Annotated in this window: 22 protein-coding genes; 5 read left to right on the forward strand and 17 right to left on the reverse strand. The window is 44.1% G+C overall.

Annotated features, from left to right (window positions below):
• Window positions 1-23: 23 nt before the first annotated feature.
• Together ribF and murJ are read right to left on the reverse strand one after the other, a co-directional pair.
• Window positions 24-959: a bifunctional riboflavin kinase/FAD synthetase gene (gene ribF / locus R7F67_RS00145; RefSeq protein ID WP_017636167.1), complete on the reverse strand. Its 936-nt coding sequence runs from the start codon at window positions 957-959 to the stop codon at window positions 24-26.
• Between the two features lie 69 nt (window positions 960-1,028).
• Window positions 1,029-2,591: a murein biosynthesis integral membrane protein MurJ gene (gene murJ / locus R7F67_RS00150; protein WP_025998736.1), complete on the reverse strand. Its 1,563-nt coding sequence runs from the start codon at window positions 2,589-2,591 to the stop codon at window positions 1,029-1,031.
• 305 nt (window positions 2,592-2,896) lie between these two features.
• On the opposite strand from murJ, the gene rpsT reads away from it, so the two are divergent.
• Window positions 2,897-3,157 (forward strand): 30S ribosomal protein S20, encoded by a 261-nt coding sequence (gene rpsT, locus R7F67_RS00155; protein WP_005381938.1) that lies wholly within the window; start codon window positions 2,897-2,899, stop codon window positions 3,155-3,157.
• A 304-nt stretch (window positions 3,158-3,461) separates the two neighbouring features.
• Here the strand turns inward: rpsT and R7F67_RS00160 are convergent, their stop codons facing one another.
• The gene (locus tag R7F67_RS00160) at window positions 3,462-3,770 is read right to left on the reverse strand and encodes an ArsR/SmtB family transcription factor (protein WP_005381940.1); all 309 of its coding nucleotides are present in this window, start codon (window positions 3,768-3,770) and stop codon (window positions 3,462-3,464) included.
• A 288-nt stretch (window positions 3,771-4,058) separates the two neighbouring features.
• Entirely contained in the window at window positions 4,059-4,949 is an 891-nt protein-coding gene (gene nhaR / locus R7F67_RS00165; protein ID WP_005381942.1) for a transcriptional activator NhaR, read from the reverse strand.
• A gap of 386 nt (window positions 4,950-5,335) precedes the next feature.
• On the opposite strand from nhaR, the gene R7F67_RS00170 reads away from it, so the two are divergent.
• Together R7F67_RS00170 and R7F67_RS00175 are read left to right on the forward strand one after the other, a co-directional pair.
• Window positions 5,336-6,481, forward strand: a complete 1,146-nt coding sequence (locus tag R7F67_RS00170; protein ID WP_025768431.1) for a Na/Pi symporter — start codon at window positions 5,336-5,338, stop codon at window positions 6,479-6,481.
• A gap of 147 nt (window positions 6,482-6,628) precedes the next feature.
• A complete protein-coding gene (locus tag R7F67_RS00175; protein WP_017636169.1) occupies window positions 6,629-7,771 on the forward strand; it encodes a flavohemoglobin expression-modulating QEGLA motif protein in 1,143 nt (380 codons plus the stop codon).
• Between the two features lie 70 nt (window positions 7,772-7,841).
• Here R7F67_RS00175 and R7F67_RS00180 read toward each other — a convergent pair whose 3' ends face one another.
• The 5 genes from R7F67_RS00180 to rppH all read right to left on the reverse strand — a co-directional run bounded on the left by R7F67_RS00180 (window position 7,842) and on the right by rppH (window position 13,180).
• The gene (locus R7F67_RS00180) at window positions 7,842-8,693 is read right to left on the reverse strand and encodes a thymidylate synthase (RefSeq protein ID WP_017636170.1); all 852 of its coding nucleotides are present in this window, start codon (window positions 8,691-8,693) and stop codon (window positions 7,842-7,844) included.
• A gap of 9 nt (window positions 8,694-8,702) precedes the next feature.
• On the reverse strand, window positions 8,703-9,524 hold the full coding sequence (lgt, locus tag R7F67_RS00185) for a prolipoprotein diacylglyceryl transferase (RefSeq protein ID WP_005381948.1): 822 nt from the start codon (window positions 9,522-9,524) through the stop codon (window positions 8,703-8,705).
• An 87-nt stretch (window positions 9,525-9,611) separates the two neighbouring features.
• The gene (locus R7F67_RS00190; RefSeq protein ID WP_005385965.1) at window positions 9,612-10,403 is read right to left on the reverse strand and encodes a sulfite exporter TauE/SafE family protein; all 792 of its coding nucleotides are present in this window, start codon (window positions 10,401-10,403) and stop codon (window positions 9,612-9,614) included.
• A 6-nt stretch (window positions 10,404-10,409) separates the two neighbouring features.
• Window positions 10,410-12,656 carry a phosphoenolpyruvate--protein phosphotransferase gene (gene ptsP / locus R7F67_RS00195; RefSeq protein WP_005385966.1) on the reverse strand — a complete coding sequence of 749 codons (2,247 nt, stop codon included), beginning with the start codon at window positions 12,654-12,656 and terminating at the stop codon, window positions 10,410-10,412.
• Window positions 12,657-12,658: 2 nt separating this feature from the next.
• Window positions 12,659-13,180 (reverse strand): RNA pyrophosphohydrolase, encoded by a 522-nt coding sequence (gene rppH / locus R7F67_RS00200; RefSeq protein WP_318056721.1) that lies wholly within the window; start codon window positions 13,178-13,180, stop codon window positions 12,659-12,661.
• Between the two features lie 619 nt (window positions 13,181-13,799).
• Between rppH and mutH the strand changes: the two genes are divergently transcribed.
• The gene (gene mutH, locus R7F67_RS00205; RefSeq protein ID WP_017635066.1) at window positions 13,800-14,480 is read left to right on the forward strand and encodes a DNA mismatch repair endonuclease MutH; all 681 of its coding nucleotides are present in this window, start codon (window positions 13,800-13,802) and stop codon (window positions 14,478-14,480) included.
• 15 nt (window positions 14,481-14,495) lie between these two features.
• Here the strand turns inward: mutH and R7F67_RS00210 are convergent, their stop codons facing one another.
• The gene (locus R7F67_RS00210) at window positions 14,496-14,807 is read right to left on the reverse strand and encodes a DUF6482 family protein (RefSeq protein WP_005381772.1); all 312 of its coding nucleotides are present in this window, start codon (window positions 14,805-14,807) and stop codon (window positions 14,496-14,498) included.
• A 154-nt stretch (window positions 14,808-14,961) separates the two neighbouring features.
• Here R7F67_RS00210 and R7F67_RS00215 point away from each other — a divergent pair, with 154 nt between their 5' ends.
• Window positions 14,962-15,996 (forward strand): NADP(H)-dependent aldo-keto reductase, encoded by a 1,035-nt coding sequence (locus tag R7F67_RS00215; protein WP_005381774.1) that lies wholly within the window; start codon window positions 14,962-14,964, stop codon window positions 15,994-15,996.
• A gap of 131 nt (window positions 15,997-16,127) precedes the next feature.
• Here R7F67_RS00215 and R7F67_RS00220 read toward each other — a convergent pair whose 3' ends face one another.
• The 7 genes from R7F67_RS00220 to xerD all read right to left on the reverse strand — a co-directional run bounded on the left by R7F67_RS00220 (window position 16,128) and on the right by xerD (window position 24,858).
• Window positions 16,128-16,379, reverse strand: coding sequence for a hypothetical protein (locus R7F67_RS00220; RefSeq protein ID WP_005381776.1), 252 nt, complete (start codon window positions 16,377-16,379; stop codon window positions 16,128-16,130).
• Between the two features lie 529 nt (window positions 16,380-16,908).
• Window positions 16,909-18,243: a cyclic-di-GMP-binding transcriptional regulator VpsR gene (gene vpsR, locus R7F67_RS00225; protein ID WP_017635067.1), complete on the reverse strand. Its 1,335-nt coding sequence runs from the start codon at window positions 18,241-18,243 to the stop codon at window positions 16,909-16,911.
• A 242-nt stretch (window positions 18,244-18,485) separates the two neighbouring features.
• Window positions 18,486-20,003, reverse strand: a complete 1,518-nt coding sequence (lysS, locus tag R7F67_RS00230; protein WP_005382861.1) for a lysine--tRNA ligase — start codon at window positions 20,001-20,003, stop codon at window positions 18,486-18,488.
• Between the two features lie 34 nt (window positions 20,004-20,037).
• Window positions 20,038-21,136, reverse strand: a protein-coding gene (gene prfB / locus R7F67_RS00235; RefSeq protein WP_318056722.1) for a peptide chain release factor 2 whose coding sequence is annotated in 2 segments (ribosomal slippage) — window positions 20,038-21,060 and window positions 21,062-21,136 — 1,098 coding nt in all. Because the reading frame shifts where the segments join, the coding sequence is not laid out codon by codon here.
• Window positions 21,137-21,309: 173 nt separating this feature from the next.
• A complete protein-coding gene (gene recJ / locus R7F67_RS00240) occupies window positions 21,310-23,049 on the reverse strand; it encodes a single-stranded-DNA-specific exonuclease RecJ (RefSeq protein WP_017635068.1) in 1,740 nt (579 codons plus the stop codon).
• Window positions 23,050-23,092: 43 nt separating this feature from the next.
• A complete protein-coding gene (gene dsbC, locus R7F67_RS00245; RefSeq protein ID WP_017635069.1) occupies window positions 23,093-23,881 on the reverse strand; it encodes a bifunctional protein-disulfide isomerase/oxidoreductase DsbC in 789 nt (262 codons plus the stop codon).
• Between the two features lie 59 nt (window positions 23,882-23,940).
• Window positions 23,941-24,858 (reverse strand): site-specific tyrosine recombinase XerD, encoded by a 918-nt coding sequence (gene xerD / locus R7F67_RS00250; protein ID WP_005381788.1) that lies wholly within the window; start codon window positions 24,856-24,858, stop codon window positions 23,941-23,943.
• Window positions 24,859-24,915: the final 57 nt, after the last annotated feature.

Consider the following 24,915-nt stretch of genomic DNA (forward strand, 5'->3'; position numbering starts at 1 on the left):
TGTTGAACGGTGGAATAAACCGCTCAACGCTTAAGCTGACGCAGCCACACCCTTGCTGCTTCAGCATCCAATTCAATTTGTTGTTTAAGTGCTTCAAACGACTCAAACTTTTGCTCATCTCGAAGTTTATGCAAAAGTTCCACTTCTAGTTGCTTGCCATATAAATTGGCATGAAAGTCGAATAAGTGCACTTCTAACTGTTGGCGAACACCATTGACGGTTGGTCTTTGACCAATATTAGCAACACCACCAACTGGCTTATTTCCTAAGCCAAGCGCTTGAACAACATAGACTCCGGAAACCGGAGAAACACAGCGTTTCAAAGGAATATTTGCAGTAGGGAACCCAATGGTTCGACCTAGCTTTCTTCCATGAGAAACACGACCGCTGATGCTGTAGTTTCTTCCCAGCATCTGTTGCGCGGAATGCAAATCGTCACGCGCCAGCGCTTGACGGATAGCCGTACTGCTGACACGTAATTGTTGTAAACAAAAGCTCTGGGTACTTACTACATCAAAGCCGTATTTTTCCCCTGCTTCCTGCAGCATTGCAAAGTTACCTGTACGGCCTTTGCCAAAGCAGAAATCATCACCAACGACAAGAAACTTAACACCCAAACGCTCGACCAACAAGTCACGGATAAACTCTTCCGCGGTTAAATTTGCAAAATGGCGATTGAAATTGACACACAGTAAGCGGTCAATATCGAGCTTACTCAATTGCACGAACTTATCGCGTAATCGAGTCAACCTTGCAGGTGCCTTGTCTTTGGCAAACAGCTCCATCGGCTGAGGTTCAAAGGTCATCACAACAGAAGGCAAGGATAGCCTGTCCGCTTGCTCAGACACTTGCTGCAATACTTGTTGATGGCCTTTATGGACACCATCGAAATTGCCAATAGTCAGCACACAACCATGATGTCGCGGGTTGATATTGTGAATGCCTCTAATCAGTTCCATTGGATACTGCTTTCTGCCTCTGTTTTACTTTACACTGTGTGAAACTGACGGATTATATACTAATCACCCTCAGTCTGTCCCAGCTTTTAGGTCTTTTAAACGCGCACCAGTTAAAAATAGAACCACTAGGTAAACTACGGCTCCTAAACCGATCAACATCCCTAGCACCGCGCTTCGGTGAGCAAAGCTCCAGCCCAGCCATACTGACATATCTTCCAGTTGCCATAAGATTGCCGCCACCATCGCCGCGCCAGCAATAGCTAAACGTATAATAAAGAAGACGGTTCGCTTAGTGATTTGGTATACCTCTGCGATGTGCAGGCCACGATACAGCAGTGCCATATTCACAAATGCCGATAGTGCCGTCGCGATAGCCAAGCCAACGTAGCCATAGAAGTACGCAAAAATTGCATTAAATACCATGTTGGTCACCATCGCAATGATGCCGTATTTCACTGGCGTTTTAGTGTCTTGACGCGAGTAATAACCCGGAGCGAGCACTTTAATCAGCATAAAGTTCAACAAGCCTGAAGCGTAAGCAAAGAGTGACAATGATGCTTGATGTACGTCTTGTGGCGAAAACTCACCTCGCATGAATAACACCATCAACATAGGTTTTGCCAGTACCATCAAACCAAGCATTGCAGGAAGGCCAAGTAAGATCACCATGCGCACCCCCCAGTCCATGGTTTGTGCGAATCCTTCATTTTGTGCGTCAACATGTTTGCGTGATAATGCTGGTAAAATCACCGTTGCAATAGCAATACCAAACAGACCTAACGGGAATTCCAACAAGCGATCTGAATAGTACAACCAACTGATCGAACCGGTTTGCAGAAAGCTGGCAATAAAAGTATCAAACAACAAGTTGATTTGGCTTACCGACACACCGAACAAAGCAGGAATCATTAAGGTTCGGATCTTCACCACGCCCGGATCGCGCCAGCCCCATTTCGGCTTAACCATAACCCCCGCTTTAATAAGGAAAGGGATTTGAAATAAGAACTGAACCAAACCACCAAGGAAAACACCGATGGCAAGACCAATCTCTGGCTGTGGCATCTGCGGCGAGATAAACCATGCTGCCAAAATGATCATCACATTGAGGAAGACAGGAGTAAACGAAGAAACCGCAAACTTACCTAGTGTATTGAGAATGGCTCCCGATAGGGCAACAAAAGTGATGAACCATAAATAAGGAAAGGTAATCTTGAGCATCACGCTAGCAAGTTCGAACTTCTCAGCCGCGGGACCACCATGCATCCAGTCTAGGAACCAACCAAAACCAAACAGTGCAGTCACCACTCCGGAACCTAGAACACCTAAGATGGTAACAATTGAGACTATCACCCCTAATGTACCCGCCGCACGAGCAATGAGCTCCCGAGTTTTATTCATGTCGCCTTGAGCATGGCTTTCCGTTAAAACAGGTACAAACGCTTGGGAAAAAGCACCTTCAGCAAACAAACGTCGTAAAAAATTAGGAATTTTATTGGCGAAGAAAAAGACGTCTGCGCTTGCTCCTGCCCCCATTAAATTTGCCACTACAACATCACGAACTAGGCCAAGAACGCGGGAAATAAATGTCATAGCACTGACGATCATGCCAGACTTGAGTAGTCGTTTACTCACTGTAACCTCGGAATATCACCATAAGACAGCTAACCCTATACTGTTTCTCTGACAGGTGCTGTAAATAGACGTCAAAAATCTATCCGCGGGTTGTAAGGAATAAGTGTGCCTTTCGCGGATAATTATTAGCATTGGTATAAAAATGCTGTTAGAATCCCCGCCATCTTAACCGCGATAACCTCTCTTACCAAAATTTGTTTTGGCTTAGATCGGTTTTTGCACAAATCATTTGACATTTAAGCGCAAATGAGGGATATTCCTCGCCCTTAAATTGTCACAGAACTAAGTTTTTGGGAGTTAGACCCTTGGCAAATAGTAAATCTGCTAAGAAGCGCGCTATCCAAGCTGAGAAACGTCGTCAGCACAATGCTAGCCGTCGCTCAATGATGCGTACTTACATGAAGAAAACTGTTGCTGCTATCGAAGCAGGCGACAAAGAAGCTGCAACTGCTGCATTCGCTGTAGTTACACCTATCCTAGACCGCATGGCAACTAAAGGCCTTATTCACAAGAATAAAGCAGCTCGCCATAAGTCTCGTTTCGCTGCACAAATCAAAGCTCTTTAATAGAGTCCTGATTTTACAGTGAAGAAAAAACCGACCTTGTGTCGGTTTTTTTATATCTACAAAGTTTTCTTAATAAAAAAAGCTGGCAATGCCAGCTTTTCTTTTTCTGAATGTCCCATTTAAAGACATCAGCTTATTCATTACCCATATAACGCTCAAACTAGAAAGCACTAATAAAACACTTGAGAACAAAGCAAATTGGTCGATGAGTAGTACCCTATCATCAAAAGTTTAACGCCACTCTCAAATATTCCAACAAGTTAGATTCACACTCTAAGATGAGCAGTATATTAGGACTATTTAATTAATGTTGAGCACTCTCAGCACAATAAAGACTATGCAGTGTTTTTATTAACGCTTTCACTTCATCACTCTTTAATGTGTAGTACACCGTCTGTGCTTCTTTCCTTGTCGTGACTAACTCATCACGGCGAAGCCAAGCAAGATGCTGAGATAATGCCGACTGGCTTAGCTCTAACTTTGCACACAGCTCTCCCACGGACAGCTCTTGGTTATGCAGCATACAAAGGATTTGTAGGCGTCTCTCGTTTGCCATCGCTTTGAGCAACACGACGGCTTTTGCGGAGTTCTGCTCCATTTCTTGTAGATTCATGTGTTGGACCTCTAGCTACAACTTACTTATTCCAACCCTGGCCAGCTTGTTGTGTTGCACTGATTTATATATCTAAGAAAATCAAGATACACTTCCAGAGTCTTCATTATTAGAACCTCTAATTTAGTTGTTAGTGATACACCAATATTATCCACCAAGGATTTTAATTGGTGCGCCATCAATAATTAATAGTTTTGCTCACTAAAACAAGTATCTTGCTTACTTAGATATTATTTAGAATTATATTTTTATTGATAGTAATCTATTTATTTACGCAACGATACGGGTTTACTCAAACATTTGACTGAAATCAGCATCACAAACATTTTTTACCGCGGGGTGTTGGATCATTCGTTCCGCAAAAATCACGTAGTACTCTTCTTTTAGCCCATCGACATGGCCAATTAGCTGTAAATTTCGGTCGTCTTCAATCTCCGACATGTATACGGTCGGTGCCAAGAAAATCACATCATCGTGGTACCGAGCAAAAGCTTTCATCAACGCAACATCATCAAACTCCCCTAGCACATTGGGTTGAAGGCCTTGACGATCAAACCATTGAATAACTTTACGCCCCATAGCCGTTCGGCTCGCGGGAATCAGAAGTTTTTTTTGTTCCAAGATCTCAGGGAATCGCACATTTTCAATTTCAGAAGAAGCAAAAAAGCTCATGCTACTTTCACCCAACTTTTTGCTATAAAGGCCAGGACTTTGAGTAGAATCAACGGGACAATCCGAAAGGATCATATCTAGCTTGTGCTGAGAAAGGCGTTCAAGTAGCAGTTCGTGGGTCGATTCATAACAGCGTAAATGAATACTGTTATCTTCCGGGACGGTCGTCATCAGTACTTTACTGACCAAGCGTTTAGATAATGCATCGGCTACACCAACTTCAAATAGAATGTTCGAGTGCTGGCTGTAATTGACGATATCTAACATCTCATAGCTCAAACCGAACATCCGGTCGGCGTACTTAAACACAAGCTGACCTAACTCAGTGGGCTCAACTGTACGACCATTGCGCTTGGTTAACTTTCCTTTCATGCGCTCTTCAAGCGCTTTAATCTGTCCTGTCACGGTTTGCGGTGTCAGGAAGAGCGCGTCAGCCGCCTTAGTTACAGAGCCCTGTTTGCACACCATCCAGAAATAATAGAGATGGTTGTAGTTTAGATGTGACATGATCGAGTCCCGAAAAGAAAGTGATACTTTTTATACCAAATGTGACAGAGACAAACAATAAACTCGACAAAACCATACAATACCTTACAAAAGCATAAGTTTTACCGAAAGTATAAAGTCAATACTGTCATAAAAGTTGAACTGAGGCGCATTTTCTCTACAAAAAAAACGCAAAAACCAAACAAAACGAAACCAAAATTTAACCACTAAAATCAACAAGTTAAAAATTAATTTTCTTCTTCTTTTACGCCATTATCAAAAAGAACAATAAAAATCTCTCACAGCAAGAAATCTGTAATATTACTGAAATATTTATTCTCTAACATCGCCCGCAGATTCAACTACAGACCGAAAAATGAACTGAAAGGTCAACGGAGAAAATTATGATGAACCAAGCTACTTCAACAGTGGCACCAATTTCGAGCACAGCTCGTTGGTTACGCTGGGCTAACTTGGCATTCATGTTATATCTGCTTCTTCTAGCAGTATCTATGGTTGGTAGTGGCTTTAAATGGGCAACTGGCGATCAAGCTAAGGTGCTATTTGAATTTGCCGCACACCCAGTTGCAGGTCTAATGATCGGCTTGGTGGCAACAGCCTTAATTCAGTCTTCAAGTACTGTAACGTCTATTATTGTAGGCTTGGTTGCAGGTGGCTTACCTGTAGAAACCGCTATCCCTATGGTGATGGGTGCTAACATTGGTACCACAGTGACCAATACGCTTGTATCTCTTGGCCACGTGCGCTGTAAAGAAGAGTTCAAACGTGCATTTGCAAGTGCAACCATTCACGACTTCTTCAACTTGCTTGCTGTCGCTATTTTCCTTCCGTTGGAAATGATGTTCGGCATTTTAGAGAAAGTTTCTCACTGGCTTGTTTCTCCACTGCTTGCTACTGGTGATATGAGCATTAAAGGCTTCAACTTTATTAAACCAATTACAAAGCCAGTCGTAGGCGCAATTAAAGAGCCACTTTCTACCTTCGGTGATACTGTTGGCGGCGTCATGCTTATTGCTTTGGGTATTGCGACTATCTTCGTTGCAATCACAGTGATGGGTAAATTGATGAAGAGCCTAATGGTTGGTCGCGCACGTGAAATTTTGAAAAACGCCATCGGTCGTGGTCCTATTCACGGCATCGTATCAGGCTCAATCGTGACCGTTCTAGTACAATCTTCCTCAACCACGACAAGTTTAATGGTTCCGTTGGTTGGTACTGGCGTGTTGAAAGTACGAGATATCTACCCTTTCACTCTGGGTGCTAACATTGGTACTTGTATTACGGCACTACTAGCAGCGACAGCGGTATCTGGAGAGTTCGCAGTATTCGCACTACAAATCGCTCTAGTCCACTTAGTGTTTAACATCATGGCGACGCTGTTTATCTTTGGAATTCCATTCCTACGTGAGATTCCGGTTAAAGGCGCTGAGATGATTTCTGAAATGGCTATTAAGAATAAAGCTGTTGTTGGTGGTTACCTAATGTCAGTATTCGTTATTCTACCAGGTGCAATTCTAGCCCTAACAACGTAACAACAACGACATACCATCGCTTATTGTTTAGGCTCCACATCGTGGAGCCTTTTTTATGATAATTAAACTGTTCAAATCGATTGTCCGGTGATAATTTGAGCCACATCAGCATGCTTATGCTGAGCTATCTCATTTGGAGTCGACAACATGACGCAGCTTAATGACGCTATTTCTGATCAGCTACTCGCAATAGACGAAAACCTAACCCAACTGGTTGCTGATATTGATATCCTCAGTAGCGTGAATCCTCTTAATTATGCTCAAGAAAGAGAACGTTTCATTAAAAACAAATATTCTCAAGAGCCTAATTTTCAATATTCAATTACTAACGTAGATACCCACAGCGCAAAGCGACGCCTATATGAGCTACCTCTAGAAAACATTCAAGACACCCAACTGCAGAGGCTATACGCGGATGTAATTCAGTCTTATGCAGATAAACTGGATCAAGTGAATACCATCGGCACGCAAGAGTTTCTTTATAACTCCTTACGCTATTATGGGGAACCGAGCGCCAAAGATATTGCCAACGCCCATTTCATATTGCACCTTCCTACAGAAGAAGAAAAAGAACCTCAGCACGATAGCCGTGCAATAGCACGTTTCATGCAAAATTTTGCTCAACGCAATGGGTATGAATGTGAAATACAGGTGTTGGACGGGATGTTAGCAAACGCACTAGTTTCAGGGTCTCGAGTCAAAATTAACCACGCGGCGTACATCACCACTGATGAGCTGGAGGCTCTTGCACATCATGAAATGGGAGTACATCTCCTGACTACGCTTAACGGTCGTCAACAACCGCTAAAAGTCCTGAGCTTAGGTTGTCCTGCCAATACCAACACTCAAGAAGGGCTGGCTATATTATGTGAGTATCTGTCAGGACATTTCAGTATCAAGCGCCTAAGAACCTTAGCCTTACGAGTTCTGGCAGTAGAGTCGATGATCAAGGATCGCGATTTCCGCCATACGTTCATGCTATTAAAAGAACAGTATAAAGCTTCTGATCTTCAAGCATTTACAACGACTGCCCGAGTGTATCGAGGTGGAGGTTTAACGAAGGATTACTTGTATCTTAGAGGATTCCGAGAGGTGCTCAATGCCTATGATAAATTGGGCGATGACTTTTCACTATTGTTGTGCGGGAAAACGGAGCTGAAGTACTTTGAGCTTATCCGTTCATTAGTGAGTAAAGAAATATTCACTCAACCTAAGTTTATTAGCCCGGCACTGTCCAAACCGATGCAGACCAACCCAATTCACCGTTATATTGTCAGTGCACTAAAATAATACCTTCTAAGTACAAAAAAGAAAAAAGCTCCATTCGGAGCTTTTTCTATATCTTGAAGAACGATACTCGTTACACTGAGAATGGGTAACGAATAGGATCGTGATGCTCGTACCCTTCAACCCAAAAGTCATCCAGTGTGACCCATGTTTCCAAATCTTCTAGAGATTTAATCTCTGGGTTGATATGGAACGTCGGCGCTTTTAATGGCTCACGTTTCAACTGAACATCGCGCATCAGTTCAAGCTGGTCTTCATAAATGTGAGCATTCACAATCTTATGAAATGCCTGACCAGGTTTCTTGCCCGTAATTTGCGCAATAATCGCCAAGAACACGTAAACTTGAACCATATTGAAGTTTAAGCCAAGCGGTACATCACACGAACGCTGAGTACTATTCAGGTAAAGCGTATCATCCAGCAATGAAAAATGGTGACTGTACATACAAGGACGCAAGCACCCCATGTGGAACTCACCCGGGTTGTAGAAGTTCAAGATTTCACCGCGGTCATCAACGCCACGCGTTAAGTCATCCACTATCTTACGTAGCTGGTCAACATGACCACCATCAGGTTTCGCCCAGGCGCGCCCTTGAACCCCATAGACACGGCCCATGTCGTCTTCGCCTTTACGGTATGGGTTATTCAACCAGGCATCATTTAGGTTGGCATTGGCATCCCAGGTTTTCGTGCCCAGCTTACGAAAATCTTCCGCATTATCGTAACCACGAATGTACCCTAGTAGCTCTGCAACGGCTGCTTTCCAAAAACTTTTACGTGTGGTGACCAACGGAAATTGATTGTTCGCAACATCGTAGGTTAAATCCGCGTTGATTACGGTCAGGCAGCGCTTGCCTGTACGCTCATTTTCAACCCAAACACCTTGGTCAACGATGCGTTGACACAAATCTAAATACTGTTTCACACCAATACCTTACTTCGTCTTTTGTGGTAATTCGTCTTTGTAATGACCACGTTTGTATGCCCAAACCATCATGAGGACACCGATAACCACCATTGGCAGGGATAAAATCTGTCCCATGGAAATAAAGCCACCGAATAAACCCAAATGAGCGTCTGGTTCGCGCACGTACTCAACTAAGAAGCGGAATGTACCATATCCAGCTAAAAATAGCCCTGAAACAGAACCTAGAGGACGAGGTTTCTTGATGAACCAATTCAAGATGAAGAAAAGTACGATACCTTCAAGCGCCATTTCATAAAGCTGCGATGGATGACGTGGCAGTGGACCGCCATTTGGGAAAACGATCGCCCAAGGCACATCCGTTACTCGGCCCCACAACTCGCTGTTCATGAAGTTACCTAAACGCCCCATACCCAAACCAAATGGCACAAGCGGCGCGATAAAGTCAGCAACACCGAAGAAAGTTCGCCCGTTTTTGTGTGCATACCAGAACATCGCAGTAATCACACCCAGTAAGCCCCCGTGGAAAGACATACCACCGGTCCACACTTTAAATAGATACAAAGGGTCAGCCAGGAAGAGCTCAAAATTGTAGAAAAGCACGTAGCCTACACGGCCACCAATCACCACGCCAAGGAAGCCTGCGAACAACAAATCAGAAACCTGCTCTCGTGTCCAACCACTTCCAGGCTTATCCGCACGTCGGTTCGCTAACCATAGAGCAAACATAAAGCCCACAAGGTACATCAAACCGTACCAACGAACCGAAACAGGACCAATAGAGATTAAAACCGGATCAATATTGGGAAATTCAATATATCCCTGAGACATAAATCATTCTCTTCTTATCACAACAAAATAAATATACCCAAGTAACCTCTAGATGCTTGGTTCAGCGAGAATGACTTGGGTACAAACTTAGAGCAGCATGGTCGCTGCAACAAACATTAAGAACACCGCGAATATCTTTTTTAATACCGCAGTTGGAAGGTTAGTTGCCAGCTTCGCACCCACTTTTGTTGTGAGCATCGAGGCCATAGCAATCGCTAATAAAGCGGGAAGATAAACATAACCAATACTGTATGAAGGTAAGCCTTCCACTTTATAGCCATGTAAGATGAAGCCGATCATACCAGAAATAGCAATCACGCAACCACAAACGGAGGATGAGCCCACCGCTTTACGCATCTCTATCCCATGTTTATTTAAAAATGGTACCGACAGTGAGCCACCACCAATACCAGCAAGGCTTGATACGACACCAATTCCCGTGCCGTAAACTACAGTCACAGGGCTGCTCGGCATAGGTTTACTGCTCGTAACTTTAATGGAACGAAACATTTGTACTGACAGGCAAAGAACAATGACACCAAACACTTTCGGCAAATAGTGTGTAGGGATCCACTCAGCAATATTGGCACCAACAAAGCCACCAATGACCACACCAGGCATCAACCATTTTACGACAAACATATCGACATTGCCGAGCTTAAGGTGATTCATCGCCGATGAGCCAGACGTGACAATAATACTCGCTAACGAAGTGGCTAAGGCCATGTGCATACTCATTTCTGGAGAGATCCCAGCAAGAGGAAGCAAATACAACAAGGCAGGAACAACAATCAAACCACCACCGATACCGAGTAACCCCGCCATCACACCCACAAAAGCGCCTAGCGCCAACAATAACAAAAATAAAGAGACGGTCACGATTTCCTACTTTTTACCTGCACGGATAAAGCCCGCAAAGCCCTGTTGAATGAAGAAGTCATGCATCATTTGATGAATGTCCTCCCCATAGGACTTTGTCATTGCTTGCTCCGCTAATTTTTCTAATTCTTCTTGTTGGCTATGACGAATCAAATATTTCACCTTAGCCACATTGGAGGTGTTCATACTCAAACTGGTATACCCTAACCCAAGTAAGAGAAGAGCGCCAAATGGATCACCCGCTAGCTCACCACAAATACACACGGGCACCTGATATTTATCACACACCTCATGGATTTGCTTAAGCGCTAACAGTACCGCAGGATGCATAGATTCATAGACATCCGCTACGCGCGAATTGTTCCTATCTACCGCTAATAAATACTGAGTTAAATCGTTTGTCCCGACAGAAACAAAATCAACACGGTGAGCAATCGTTGGCAACAGATACACCATCGATGGTACTTCAATCATGACCCCAATTTGTGGGAATTGAATTCTATCATCAAGCAAAACGGCTTCGCTGTGAGCTTGATTAATCAAGCTAATGGCATCGTCTAGCTCTTTTACCCCTGACACCATTGGCAATAAGATACTTAAGTTTCCGCTTTCTGCACTCGCTCTTAACATTGCACGCAGCTGGATCAAGAAAATGTCTGGATGATCCAATGTAAAACGAATGCCACGCCAGCCTAGAAACGGATTATCTTCTTCGATGGGCAAATACGGCAAAGGTTTGTCACCACCAATATCCAAAGTACGCATCACTACTCGTTGATTCGGATAGCTGTTAAGTATTGCTTGGTATTGATGATACTGCTCATCTTCCGAAGGAAAGTGATGCTGGAGTAAAAATGCAATCTCAGTTCGGTACAACCCAACACCATCAACACCTGTGTTGATGGCAATATTACTGTCTGCACTGAGTCCCGCATTCAGCATAATTTCGATATGGTGATTATCTTGCGTAACCGCAGGGAGTGCGAGGTCCTTGTTTACCATGGCAAACAGTTCAGACTCTTCGCTTACTAAGCTGCGATACTCTCGCAACAACTGGCGGTTTGGCTCTAAGAAGATCTCACCCGTATAGCCGTCGACTATCCCGAGTTTGCCATTCACCACATCCGGATTAATGTTGGCGCCCATGACTGCAGGGACCCCAAGAGCTCGAGATAAAATGGCAGCGTGAGAGTTTGCGCCTCCCTCTAATGATACGACGGCTAACAAAAACTCTTTAGGTACAGAAGCGAGCAAGGTGGCAGTGAGTTCGTTCGCCACCAAAATAATGGGACGATCAATTGCAGAATTTTCTTGCTCACTGTTGTGCAGAAAATAGAGCAGCCTTTGCCCTAACTCTCGGATATCTTGCGCTCTTTCACGCATGTATACATCCGACATTCTTGCAAATCGATTCGAGTATGACTCTACAACTTGGCGTAACGCCCAGTCTGCCCTATCTCCTTTTTCAATCTGCTTCTTCAAATCACCGCGAAGCATCGGATCATTCAGTAAGTGAGTAAACAGATCGAAGATCGCCAGCGCATCTTTGTTGATTTCACTGTCCAGCTTTTTCCGCATACGGCGAAAGTCATTTAACGCTCGCTCTATGGCCACCAGTAATGTCTCGTGCTCGCGTTCCTTATCTAACGTGGACGAAGGGAAAACATCCGATAAACTCGGCTGGGTATTGTCGAACCAAAACTCTCCAATCGCTACACCAGTAGACGCAGGCAAACCTTTTAATACCGTGGGTTTAGATGCTAACTGCCAATGCCCAAGATTCTGCGCATGTGCAATGAGCACCGCTAACTGAGCGGATAAGGTAACAAGAAACGATTCTTCCATTTCACTAAACAAGCGCGGTGTTTTTTGTTGGATCACCAACACACCTAAAACTTGTTTACGATGAATGATTGGAGTAGCTAAAAAAGAGTGGTAAATCTGTTCGCCGAGTTGAGGAAAGAATTTGAACTCGGGATGTTTTGAGGCTTCGGCAAGGTTAAGAGGCTCAGCGCTTCGTTTTACCAACCCAACCAAGCCTTCATTGAAGTTGATATGAATACTATCACCTTCAAAAATAAGGCCTTGAGTTGCCATTAACTCAAGGCGCTGCATTTCTTCATTAGCAAGATAGATAGTACAGCACTCAGTACTAAGGGCAGCACAAGTCTCTTTCACCAATATATCGAGTGCCAGATGCACATCATCGACCCTGGAGACTTTCTCAACTATTTCCCTTAGCTGACTGAGCATGATTATCCTCTACGTTGCTTTTTTCTTTTCCCTTTCGCTTTTCTCTCTCGAAAAGGCATGGCTAAGGATGCAAATTCTTTCATCGCTCGTCGATAAACATCTCGCTTGAAAGAAACAACTTGCCTAACTGGATACCAGTAACTTACCCAGCGCCAACCATCAAATTCAGGGGGTTTTCCGCGTTGCATATTAATGCGAGACTCATCGCATTCTAATCTCAGCAGAAACCATTTCTGTTTTTGGCCGATACAAACAGGCTTGGAGTCCCAACGCACCAATCGCTTTGGTAGCTTATATCTTAACCAATGACGACTTGTTGCAATGATCTTAACGTCTTTTTTCGTTAAACCGACTTCTTCATATAACTCCCTGAACATGGCTTGTTCAGGGGTTTCACCTTCGTCAATCCCACCTTGTGGAAATTGCCATGAGTGTTGCCCGTATCGTTTAGCCCAGAAGACCTGACCATGGTTATTACATATCACAATACCAACATTAAGTCGGTAACCATCGCCATCTATCACTGGCTAACCTCTATGAATAAATTTTTTATTACCGTGATTTTTCCACATATCCCCATTACTAGCAAACTTACTGATGTGATATGAGCAAGATTTATTACCTTTTCACCATTTTTGGATATCTTTTAATCAAACCATACCTTATCAACACAAGAGTGAGACATCGCCCACATTTATTCACCTTTTCTGTGAATAACTTTGTGAAGAATTCAATTCAAATGAGTAATTCAGTTCAATCCCATCAAATGAAAAACAAATGAACAAACAAAAAAATAAACATAAAACATTGATAAGAAAGTATTTATTTTTAAAAATAACGATAATTCGATCTTCAATTTCTTGATGATCTTTTCACCAAACTCAGATCGGTCAAAGATCCACCAACAGGCTATTTATCCACACTCACCTGCTATTCGTTTAGATGATTACAACAAAATCAACCCCAAAAATGCATTTTAACCCCTGTTTATTCATACAGACCCCGCCAGGATCTTATCAATACCTCCTCCGCCTGTGGATAAGTTATGAATTGATCGTTCTTACACCGCCTCGGTGAAATCTTAAACAGTAGATTTGGTCGGAGTTTGATAAACTATATTTTTTGTAATACCACCTTGTAACTATGAAACCAGAACCACAAACAGAAGCAGAGCTATTGGAACGAGCGCATGATATGGCAGGACTCAGTTTTGCTGAGTTGGCCGCCGAGGCGAATATGATTGTTCCTGAAAACTTAAAACGTGATAAAGGTTGGGTGGGTCAATTACTCGAATGGCACTTGGGCGCTCCAGCTGGCAGTAAACCTCAACAAGATTTCGCAAACCTAGGGATCGAGTTGAAAAGTATTCCGATCAGTTATTCTGGCAAACCTTTAGAAACAACCTTTGTTTCTGTGGCTCCCCTCACTGGTGTTCATGGTCTTACATGGGAAACAAGTCATGTTCGAAACAAGCTATCTCGTGTGCTTTGGGTACCCGTAGAAGGAGAACGAGAAATCCCACTCGCTGAAAGACGTGTGGGCAGTCCACTCATTTGGTCACCAGATGAAGAAGAAGAGCGGATTTTGCGAAATGACTGGGAAGAGTTAATGGAGATGATCGTCTTGGGAAGATTTGATCAAATTTCCGCCAGACACGGAGAAGCGCTGCATCTTCGCCCTAAAGCCGCAAATGCAAAAGCGCTCACCGAAGCATACAACTCAAATGGTAAGCCGATGAAAACTCTGCCCCGAGGCTTTTACCTTAGAACACAGTTTACTGAACAGATCTTACTCAAGCACTACATTAACACTCAACCAGAATAAAACCATATCAGCTATTTAGTGCGTCACGAGCGATAACTCAATATCGCAGTACGAGGCTGCCTCTTCAGTGCCACATTCGTCATACGCATTGCGCAGCCTTAAATACGCTTTATCGACCCCTAGCCTCAATAGTTCTTCTTTTACTAAGTCTAGAGAGCCAAAATGTATCGGGTCTTCACCGTCTTTAATCGGCTCAAGTTGATGCTTGTACTCCACAGCTAAAAGATAGTCAGAGACATCAGAACACCCAATCACAAATACTTTGGGAGTTTTATAAGTATCTTTATGTGGACCATGTAGCCACATGTCCAATTGATGCTTCTGCATAACATACCTCCTTCACACGATCATTTAAGTGTAGTTAGGCTAACTGTAGCTTTCGAGTTTGCTCTTCCTTTATACGTAAATCATTTGCGATTGCGGCTAAAAATCCCCTATATTGGAGTCACTTATTTAGTCGGTAACTCTTCAAGGACGTGATATGCAATACACAAAACTACCGCACTCATCACTTGAGATCAGTAAAATCTGCCTCGGCACTATGACGTTTGGCGAGCAAAACACAGAAAAGGACGCCTTTGAACAGCTCGACTTTGCCCTCGATCATGGGGTGAACTTCATCGATACCGCAGAGATGTACCCTGTACCGCCAAACTCGGAAACACAAGGGCTCACCGAGCAATACATCGGTAATTGGTTGGCAAAAAGCGGCAAAAGAGAAAAAGTAGTACTGGCAACAAAAGTGGCAGGCCCTCGCAATGTTCCTCACATTAGAGACAACATGAGCCTTAATCGTCGCCACATCCATACAGCAATTGATGACAGCCTTAATCGTCTACAAACCGATTATGTCGATTTGTACCAACTACATTGGCCGCAGCGTCAAACCAACTGCTTTGGTCAACTCAACTACCCATACCCTGACAAACAAGAAGAAGTCACGTTAATTGAAACGTTGGAAGCGCTTACTGAATTAGTGAATGCAGGTAAAGTGCGCTATATCGGCGTATCCAACGAGACGCCTTGGGGTGTAATGTCGCTACTGCGTTTGGCAGAAAAACACGATTTGCCAAGAATTGTCTCCATTCAAAACCCATATAACTTATTGAACCGCAGCTTCGAAGTTGGCTTGTCTGAAATCAGCCATTACGAAGGCGTTCAGTTACTTGCCTACTCTCCTTTGGCATTTGGCTGCCTGAGTGGTAAATACCTAAACGGGGCAAAACCTGAAGGCGCTCGATGTACTAAGTGGGAGCGTTTTGCGCGCTACTTCACTCCACAAGGTGTTAAAGCGACCGAAGCTTACGTCAATTTAGCTCAAGAGCATGGTCTAAACCCTGCACAAATGGCGCTCGCGTTTGTCAATCAGCGTCCATTTGTTGCTTCTAACATTATCGGAGCAACAAACCTAGACCAATTAAAAGCCAATATCGACAGTATTGATTTGCAACTTAGCGACGAACTACTTACTGAAATTCAAGCAATAGGTACAACTTACTCGAATCCTTGCCCTTAACAGTACCACCTTCAAACGAAAACAGCTGATCTTCAAGATCAGCTGTTTATCCAATGAAGTCATACTTCATATAAAAAGTTAAGCGTGTTGAATGACTCGTTAGCAACTCAGTCAGCCCAACACGCTAACGATTACGTCATTATTCGCGACGTTAAGACTCGACGAAGGTGACGAACTCGACGTTCAACTTTTACTGCATCCGGAACATTGGCACGTGTAGAACGACCATCGCGATCTAAACCAATATCTCTCAATAGATGAACATTCGTCCATGGAATATCATGAGCAGTTCGGCGTATGGTGCGCTGCCATTGCTTTTCTTCGCGTTTAAGGTCTGCTTTCAATAGCAAAGTGGCCAATTGTAGGTAAATAGAGTGACGCATAATATTTTCTCCGATTATCGATGTATTCGACTGGGAAAAATAGTGCGTAAAATGAACAGAAATATTCTGTTGATACTAAGCCGCTACTTTTCCGCAGCCTAGTAATAAATATGATAGGTTACGGATTAATTTTTATCTTGTGAGCCAGTGGTATTGGTATCATCCGATTTAAGGGTTATCGGAGCGATAGGCATACGATCAGCGCAAGCAGTGGTGTTAACAACGTAATGTTTCATCTTGCGCCTCCTAGCTAAAAATTAATCCGTTTATGAAAGGTATAACTCACTGAGTTACGGTTAAATTGTAAGCTTTGATGAATATATATCAAACATTTTTTGCCTTTTTGATTAAAAACAAATCAATACACCGCAATTTAGTTTCATATACTTTTATGTATAACATATTCACCTGAGGAATATATAAATTTGCGGATTTTATAAATCAAACCAAACAAAAAATAAAAAGAGCGGCTCTGTGGCCACTCTCTTTTATTGTATTTATTCGCCTATTTAACACAGGGAAAGGCCAACTACATGGCTTGTTCGGAAATCAAGTTATGTTTATTAAGTAGTCGATACATGGTTGCACGCGAAACTCCGAGCTCTTTCGCCGCATTTGAAACTTGACCAGAATGAGATTCCAAAACAACCAGCAACGCATCACGTTCACTCTTCTCTCGGATTGATTTCAAGCTGCGCTTTGAGTCATTACGTTGAGGTAAATCTAAGTGATGCTCTTCAATCATTACGCTGTCGGACATTAATACCGCTCGCTTCACTTGGTTCATCAGCTCACGCACATTTCCAGGCCAGAAATAACGTGTCAGTGCCTTGAATGCATCCTCAGAAAAGCTTTTTGCTTGCGAGTTGTACTCTTTTGAGAACTCTTGTAAGTAGAAACGAGCCAGCAATGCGATGTCACTCGCACGTTCTTTCAAGCTAGGGACATTGATGCGCAAAACGTTGATGTAATGGTAAAGCTCTTCATTGAAGTCACCGTCAATCAAAGCTTTTTCAACATCTGACGAGTTAGCAGCAAGAATACGCACGTTAACCGCTTTTACGCCATCTTTGGTATCAATGGTGCCTTCTTGCAAGAATCTCAGCAGATTCATTTGCTGCTCTTTTGAAATGGTAAGAATGTCGTTAAACAACACGGTGCCGCCATCTGCTTGTTCAAGCAGGCATGCTTCCATATCTTCATCGGCGTTAATACCAAATACTTCAGCTTGGAAACGTTGTTCATTGAGTGCGCGACAGTTAATTGCCATAAACGGTTTATGAGAGCGTGAAGAGACTTTATGGATGGCCCTAGCAACCGCCTCTTTACCAGTCCCACTTTCCCCAGAAATCAGAATACTGACGTCCGTTGGACCAATGCGCTTCACTTGATCGCGTAAACGTTTCATCGGGATAGATTCACCAATCAAACCCATATCTAAACTGCTACCAAAACTAGGCCAAACTTTTTTCTCCAACTTAAGCATGCCAAGCTGGTGACCTATTGTGCTTAATAACTGTGCATCTGGGATCGGCGCTGTGAAAAAATCGATACAAAAGTTAACAATGAACTGGCATATGGTGTCAGTGCCAAGCTGAGATTCACGAATAAACGCTAACCAACGTACGTGTTTGTGAGAGCTGACTAAGTTCGCCAAACCATTCAAGCTGAACTCGTCATGGCTGAGATCAACAATACCGATACATGGACCAATATCTTCTAACAGCGTATTAGCTTTGCGTAAGTCACCTACTTGGTGACACTTCCAGCCCACTTGCTCCAGTACCGATAACCAAGGCTCATAAGTACCGCCAACTACCACAAGCGATCCCGGGATGGAATCCATCTTAAACTGCCCAGCCATTCTCTAACCCTTTTTCATTGTTAATAGAAATTTTGTGCCACAAACTTATCTTTGCGAGCGGGTAACATTATCGAGACTCCGCCCCCTCACGTCTGTCTCAGTATTAAGACTATGCAATAGATTGAGATTTGGCGAATGTTTATTTGCATATCCCATTAAAAAGCAAATGCAACAACTTGAATTAACTTAACTAAAAGGCAAAAAAAACCACCCGAAGGTGGTTTTTTACTCATCCTATCGAATTACGCTTGCGGACGCATTGCAGGGAATAGGATCACGTCACGGATAGTGTGCGTGTTAGTCAGTAGCATAACCAAACGGTCGATACCGATACCTTGGCCTGCTGTTGGCGGTAGGCCGTGCTCTAGAGCAGTGATGTAGTCTGCATCGTAGAACATTGCTTCGTCGTCACCAGACTCTTTCGCTTCAACCTGTGCTTTAAAGCGTGCATCTTGGTCTTCAGCATCGTTAAGCTCTGAGAAACCGTTCGCTACTTCACGGCCACCGATAAAGAACTCAAAGCGGTCTGTAAAGAACGGGTTATCGTCGCTACGACGAGCTAGTGGAGAAATATCTGCTGGGTAACCAGTGATGAACGTAGGCTGCATTAGCTTAGGTTCTGCTGTTTCACCAAAGATCTCTTCAAGAAGCTGACCACATGTCCAGAAAGGTTCTACTTCAACGTGAACAGATTTCGCGATAGAAACCATTAGATCACGGTTTTGTAGGTCTTCTTCTGTTAGCGCTTGGATTTGCGCGTGGTCTGGGTTGTAGTGCTTGATTGCTTCGAACATGCTCATACGAGTGTAAGTACCACCAAACTCAACCGTTTCATCACCGTAAGGCATTGACGTTGAACCTAGAACTTCTTGCGCCACTGAGCTTAGTAGTTCTTCAGTTAGGTCCATCAGATCTTTGTAGTCTGCGTACGCCATGTAGAATTCCATCATTGTGAATTCTGGGTTGTGGCGTGGAGAAAGGCCTTCGTTACGGAAGTTACGGTTGATTTCGAATACGCGATCAAAACCACCAACAACTAGACGCTTCAGGTATAGCTCTGGCGCGATACGTAGGTACATTGGCATGTCTAGTGCGTTGTGGTGCGTGATAAATGGACGCGCACTCGCACCGCCAGGGATAACGTGCATCATTGGCGTTTCAACTTCCATGAACTGCTTAGAGATCATGAAGTTGCGGATTGCAGACATTACTTTAGAACGTACTACAAACGCTTGACGAGAGTCTTCGTTAACGATCAGGTCAACGTAACGTTGGCGATAACGCATCTCTTGGTCAGTTAGACCGTGGAACTTCTCTGGAAGTGGACGTAGTGCTTTGGTTAGCAACTCGTACTCTTCCATGTTCACGTATAGGTCACCTTTACCAGACTTATGAAGTGCACCTTTAACACCGATGATGTCACCGATATCTAGACCTTGGTATTTTTCTTTAAGTACTTTTTGAACCGCTTTGTCAGCATAAGCTTGGATACGGCCAGAAGTTTCTTGAATTACCAAGAATGGACCACGTTTAGCCATGATACGGCCTGCGATTGCTACTACGTGGTTAAGCTCTTCTAGCTCTTCCTTCGTCTTTTCACCGAACTCTTTCTGAAGGTCGCCCGCTAGTGCGTCACGACGGAAGTCGTTTGGATGGCCGTTCGCTTTGCAGCTCTTTCGGATTGCATCCAGTTTAGCGCGGCGTTCAGCAATCAGCTTATTTTCTTCTAGTACAGTTTCGTTTTGAACAGCATCAGTCATTTTCGATGTATCCTGTTTTTGTCGGTGAAAAGCTTTATAGACCTGATTTCAGGCTAGCTTCAATAAATTTGTCCAGATCGCCATCAAGAACCGCTTGAGTATTACGGTTTTCAATGCCCGTACGGAGGTCCTTAATACGTGAGTCATCCAATACGTAAGAACGGATCTGGCTACCCCAGCCAATGTCAGACTTAGCGTCTTCATTAGCTTGTTTTTCCGCATTTTGCTTTTGCAATTCAAGCTCAAATAGCTTCGCTCGAAGCTGTTTCATTGCCTGATCTTTGTTCTTATGTTGAGAACGGTCATTCTGACACTGAACCACTGTGTTCGTAGGTACGTGCGTAATACGTACCGCAGATTCTGTGGTGTTTACGTGCTGACCACCTGCGCCTGACGCACGGTAAACGTCAATGCGTAGGTCGGAAGGATTAATGTCGATGTCGATGTTTTCATCAATCTCTGGATAGATGAACGCAGAAGCAAATGACGTATGGCGACGACCGCCTGAATCGAACGGAGATTTACGAACAAGACGATGAACGCCCGTTTCAGTGCGTAACCAACCGTACGCATACTCACCAGAGATGCGAACTGTTGCCGACTTAAGACCCGCGACTTCACCTTCAGAGACTTCAATCACTTCAGATTTGAAGCCCTTCGCTTCTGCCCAACGTAGGTACATACGCAGCAGCATGTTAGTCCAGTCTTGTGCTTCTGTACCACCAGAGCCAGCTTGCAAATCGATGTAACAATCAGAGCTATCGTGGTCGCCAGAGAACATACGACGGAATTCAAGCTTTTCTAGCTTCTCTTCCAACTCAGCAAGTTCTGGTTCAATTTCGTCAAATGTTTCTTGATCTTCTTCTTCTACAGCCAGCTCAAGAAGACCTTCTACATCTTCCACACCTTGCTCTAGTTGATCAATGGTTTCAACAACCGCTTCTAGTGATGCACGCTCTTTACCCAGTGCTTGCGCACGCTCAGGTTCGTTCCATACATCTGGTTGTTCAAGTTCTGCGTTGACTTCTTCTAGACGCTCTTTCTTCGCGTCATAGTCAAAGATACCCCCTCAGGACATTTGTGCGCTGAGACACGTCCTGCAGACGGTTTTTAATTGGATTGATTTCAAACATGTTTACTCAACATTTTAGAATAGAATTTAACCGAGAAATTCTACTGAAAAATGTGACCGAGATACAGGAAAATTTCGGATGAGAAATCAGATTGCGGTGAGAGAGAGCACGGTCATAAAATTTTACACCCACTTCGGGGCAACCGTACTCTATAAGAAAGGTTAATCTAGGTATTACTTAGCTTCGATATGATCGATCATCAATTGCAATGATTGATTACCACGAAATTCATTCACATCCAACTTATACGCGAGACGTACTGTTTTAACCGATGCATCTGGCCATCGGCGTAGATCAACATTGAATGCAATGCCGTCGATCATCACATTGGTAGGGTGACCTTTATAAAGCGGCTCTAACATCAATTTAAGATGCTTCTCACCCACCAGCTTTTGATGCAGTACTTTAAACTCACCATCAAAGATTGGCTCTGGGAAAGCTTGTCCAAAAGGGCCACCCGATCGCAGCTGTTCAGCAACATGCATAGAGAACTCTTCCGGCTTAAGTTCACCATCTGACATGATCACGCCTTTTAGCGCCGCTTCATCGAGTTCCTTTTTTACCACTTCATCAAACAAACGACTGAAACGCTCAAAATCCTGCTCTTTAATCGTTAAGCCTGCTGCCATGGCGTGTCCACCAAACTTGATGATCAAACCCGGGTTTTGCGTGTCGATGAAATCCAACGCATCGCGCATGTGTAGCCCCGGAATAGAACGACACGAGCCTTTAATCGTCCCTTCTCCGCCATCAGCAAATGCAATGACTGGACGGTGAAACTTCTCTTTAATACGCGAAGCCAAAATACCAATCACACCTTGATGCCAATCACGTTGGAACAAGGCTAGGCCATAAGGAAGCTCATTGCCTTCACCAAACTGAAGGCGCTCACAGAAAGCCATCGCTTCTTGCTTCATGCCTTCTTCAATCTCTTTACGTGTTTGGTTCAAGCCATCCAATTCACTTGCCATGCGACGAGCAGCGTGGATGTTGTTACACATCAGCAGTTCAACACCGAAAGACATGTCATCAAGACGACCTGCAGCATTAATACGTGGACCTAAAGCAAAGCCAAAATCGGACGCAACTAAACGACGCGCATCGCGCTTCGCGACCTCAATTAACGCTTGGATGCCGGGACGCGCTTTGCCCGCACGAATACGTTGCAAACCTTGGTGTACAAGAATGCGGTTGTTTTCATCCAATGGAACGACGTCGGCGACGGTACCCAGTGCAACAAGGTCAATCAGTTCCATCAACTTGGGCTCTTGCATCCCCTGTTCTGCAAACCAATTGTGTTTTCGCATATGAACGCATAGTGCCATCATGAGATAAAACGCGACCCCCACACCCGCAAGCGCTTTAGATGGAAAGCTACAGCTCTCAAGGTTTGGGTTCACCATTGCATCCACATCAGGCAACACTTGTCCTGGCAAGTGGTGATCGGTAACAAGCACAGTAATGCCATTTTCTTTTGCGTAACGCACGCCTTCGATTGATGAGACGCCGTTATCCACCGTCATGATCATCTCAGCGCCAAGCTCTAAGGCTTGGTCAACGACTTCTGGACTTAACCCATAACCGTCTTCAAAACGATTTGGCACTAGGTAATCCACATTGTGACTACCAAGCATACGCAGCGCGAGTACTGATAATGCTGAGCTTGTCGCACCATCAGCGTCAAAATCACCGACAACGATGATGCGTTTTTGTTCTTTTATCCCCTGAAACAAAAGATCGACAGCTTGCTCAATCCCCCCGAGTTTTTGATATGAATGCAACCCACGGGCCGACGTTTCTAATTGTGAAAGATCCGTTATCCCACGGTTGATGTAGATACGTTTAAGAATCGGAGGAATGGAATCAGGAAGAAGGGAAAGATCAGGTTCAGGACGTCGTTGAATTTCTATCATGCTTAAAAGAGCCGACAACTTTGCCGACTCTGCTCCTAATGGATTATAGTTGCTTTAAACGTTTCAATAGCTCTGCAGGTGGTAGGTAGCCACCAACCATTTCGCCATTCGGTAAGAAGATTGCTGGCGTACCAGAAATACCCAATTGGCGACCTAGATTGTAATGCGCCTGGATGGTTTCTTTACACTGTTTCAGGTCTTTCGCAGGGTTATCAAATGTACGATTCACTTTCGCGTTGTGCATTGCCGACGCCGGATCTTCAGCACACCAAATCGTTGCCATTTGTTCTGCCACAGGGCCAGTTGCACCTTGGCGAGGGTAAGCCATGTAACGCACTGTAATACCTAGCTCATTATAGCCTTGCATTTGGCTATGCAGACGCACACAGTAACCACATGTGATATCGGTGAATACGGTCACAACGTACTTTTCATCGTCGGCTTTGTATTCGATCATGCTATCGGAGAACTGCGCAATTTTCTCGGCGTTAAGCGGCGCTTGACGCTCTGCTATGACATCTTTGTAACTGCCATCATCATTAATGGCATAAAGCGTACCGGCGATAAAATGGCTACCATCATTTGAAGCAAACAGGATCCCGCCATTGGTTTGAATTTCCAATAAGCCAGCGACGTCTGATGGTTGAATATCAACGATAGATAAACCAAGCTTTGAGAACTTAGTTTTTAATGCTGCTTCATCAAAGCCGCTTTGTGCAGCTGGCGCCACTTGTTGCGCAGGAGTCTCCGTTTGAGCCTGACTTTCTTCTGCACCACAAGCGGTAACAAAAAATGGTAAAGTCAGCAGAGTTAGTCGGCGTAATACGCTCATGAAATTCACCTTAATGTAAAATCGTTTTTCCAAGAGGACATGGATGAATCTAACCATTGTTATGCTCTTGGGTGGTGTTGACTGTGGATCTGCTTCAATCGTTCAGTCGCCACGTGAGTATAAATTTGCGTGGTCGATAAGTCACTATGTCCTAAAAGCATCTGTACGACCCTGAGATCTGCGCCATAGTTCAATAAATGCGTGGCAAAGGCATGACGCAGTACGTGCGGCGACAGCTGATCAGTATCAATCCCTGCTATCAAAGCATAGTATTTAATACGGTGCCAAAACGTCTGACGAGTCATCTGTCTTGCGCGTTTACTAGGAAAAACAATATCAGATGATGTATCACCAAGTAACGCAGGGCGCCCTTGTTGAATGAACGTCTCGATCCAATCGACCGCGTTTTCCCCCATAGGAACCAGGCGTTCTTTACCACCTTTACCAGTCACGCGCACCACCCCTTGGCGCAAGCTAACATTTTCCATGGTCAAACTGACGAGCTCTGTCACACGCAACCCTGTCGCGTAGAGTAGCTCTAGCATCGCTTTATCGCGCAATTCTATAGGGTCATTCGGGTCTGGCGCTTCGAGCAACGCGTCCACTTGCTCTTCACTAATATCTTTGGGTAAACGTTGTGGCAGTTTAGGGCTAACCAAGAGCGCACTCGGGTCATCAGCGCGCACCTTCTCACGATGCAGGTATTGAAATAAACGACGAATAGCCGACAACATACGCGCACGGGACGTCTGTTTGTAATCTAAGTCTACAAGGTGGCTTTGATATTCTTGCAAGCCAGACAAACTGATAAAATCAAGACGGTATCGATGTTTTTCCATCCACACGAGCAGCTTCATTAAATCGTTTCGGTAGGAAGCCAACGTGTTCTCTGATAGACCACGCTCCATCCACATCGCATCTAAGAATTGCTCAACAAGCGAAAAATCTTGTTGATTGACAGGCTGTTGTGCCGTCATGAATGCTTCCTTATCTGTTTATATTTACAGTATTTAGATTAAAGCACCTGCCAATCC

The organism is Vibrio sp. YT-17 (genome assembly GCF_033337375.1).
Lineage (GTDB): Bacteria > Pseudomonadota > Gammaproteobacteria > Enterobacterales > Vibrionaceae > Vibrio > Vibrio alginolyticus.

Bases quoted from the DNA above. Each gene is read 5' to 3' on its own strand.
- ribF (WP_017636167.1), bottom strand. From the start codon at position 959: ATGGAACTGATTAGAGGCATTCACAATATCAACCCGCGACATCATGGT.
- R7F67_RS00160 (WP_005381940.1), bottom strand. From the start codon at position 3,770: ATGAATCTACAAGAAATGGAGCAGAACTCCGCAAAAGCCGTCGTGTTG.
- nhaR (WP_005381942.1), bottom strand. From the start codon at position 4,949: ATGTCACATCTAAACTACAACCATCTCTATTATTTCTGGATGGTGTGC.
- R7F67_RS00170 (WP_025768431.1), top strand. From the start codon at position 5,336: ATGAACCAAGCTACTTCAACAGTGGCACCAATTTCGAGCACAGCTCGT.
- R7F67_RS00175 (WP_017636169.1), top strand. From the start codon at position 6,629: ATGACGCAGCTTAATGACGCTATTTCTGATCAGCTACTCGCAATAGAC.
- lgt (WP_005381948.1), bottom strand. From the start codon at position 9,524: ATGTCTCAGGGATATATTGAATTTCCCAATATTGATCCGGTTTTAATC.
- ptsP (WP_005385966.1), bottom strand. From the start codon at position 12,656: ATGCTCAGTCAGCTAAGGGAAATAGTTGAGAAAGTCTCCAGGGTCGAT.
- mutH (WP_017635066.1), top strand. From the start codon at position 13,800: ATGAAACCAGAACCACAAACAGAAGCAGAGCTATTGGAACGAGCGCAT.
- R7F67_RS00210 (WP_005381772.1), bottom strand. From the start codon at position 14,807: ATGCAGAAGCATCAATTGGACATGTGGCTACATGGTCCACATAAAGAT.
- R7F67_RS00215 (WP_005381774.1), top strand. From the start codon at position 14,962: ATGCAATACACAAAACTACCGCACTCATCACTTGAGATCAGTAAAATC.
- R7F67_RS00220 (WP_005381776.1), bottom strand. From the start codon at position 16,379: ATGCGTCACTCTATTTACCTACAATTGGCCACTTTGCTATTGAAAGCA.
- vpsR (WP_017635067.1), bottom strand. From the start codon at position 18,243: ATGGCTGGGCAGTTTAAGATGGATTCCATCCCGGGATCGCTTGTGGTA.
- lysS (WP_005382861.1), bottom strand. From the start codon at position 20,003: ATGACTGATGCTGTTCAAAACGAAACTGTACTAGAAGAAAATAAGCTG.
- recJ (WP_017635068.1), bottom strand. From the start codon at position 23,049: ATGATAGAAATTCAACGACGTCCTGAACCTGATCTTTCCCTTCTTCCT.
- dsbC (WP_017635069.1), bottom strand. From the start codon at position 23,881: ATGAGCGTATTACGCCGACTAACTCTGCTGACTTTACCATTTTTTGTT.
- xerD (WP_005381788.1), bottom strand. From the start codon at position 24,858: ATGACGGCACAACAGCCTGTCAATCAACAAGATTTTTCGCTTGTTGAG.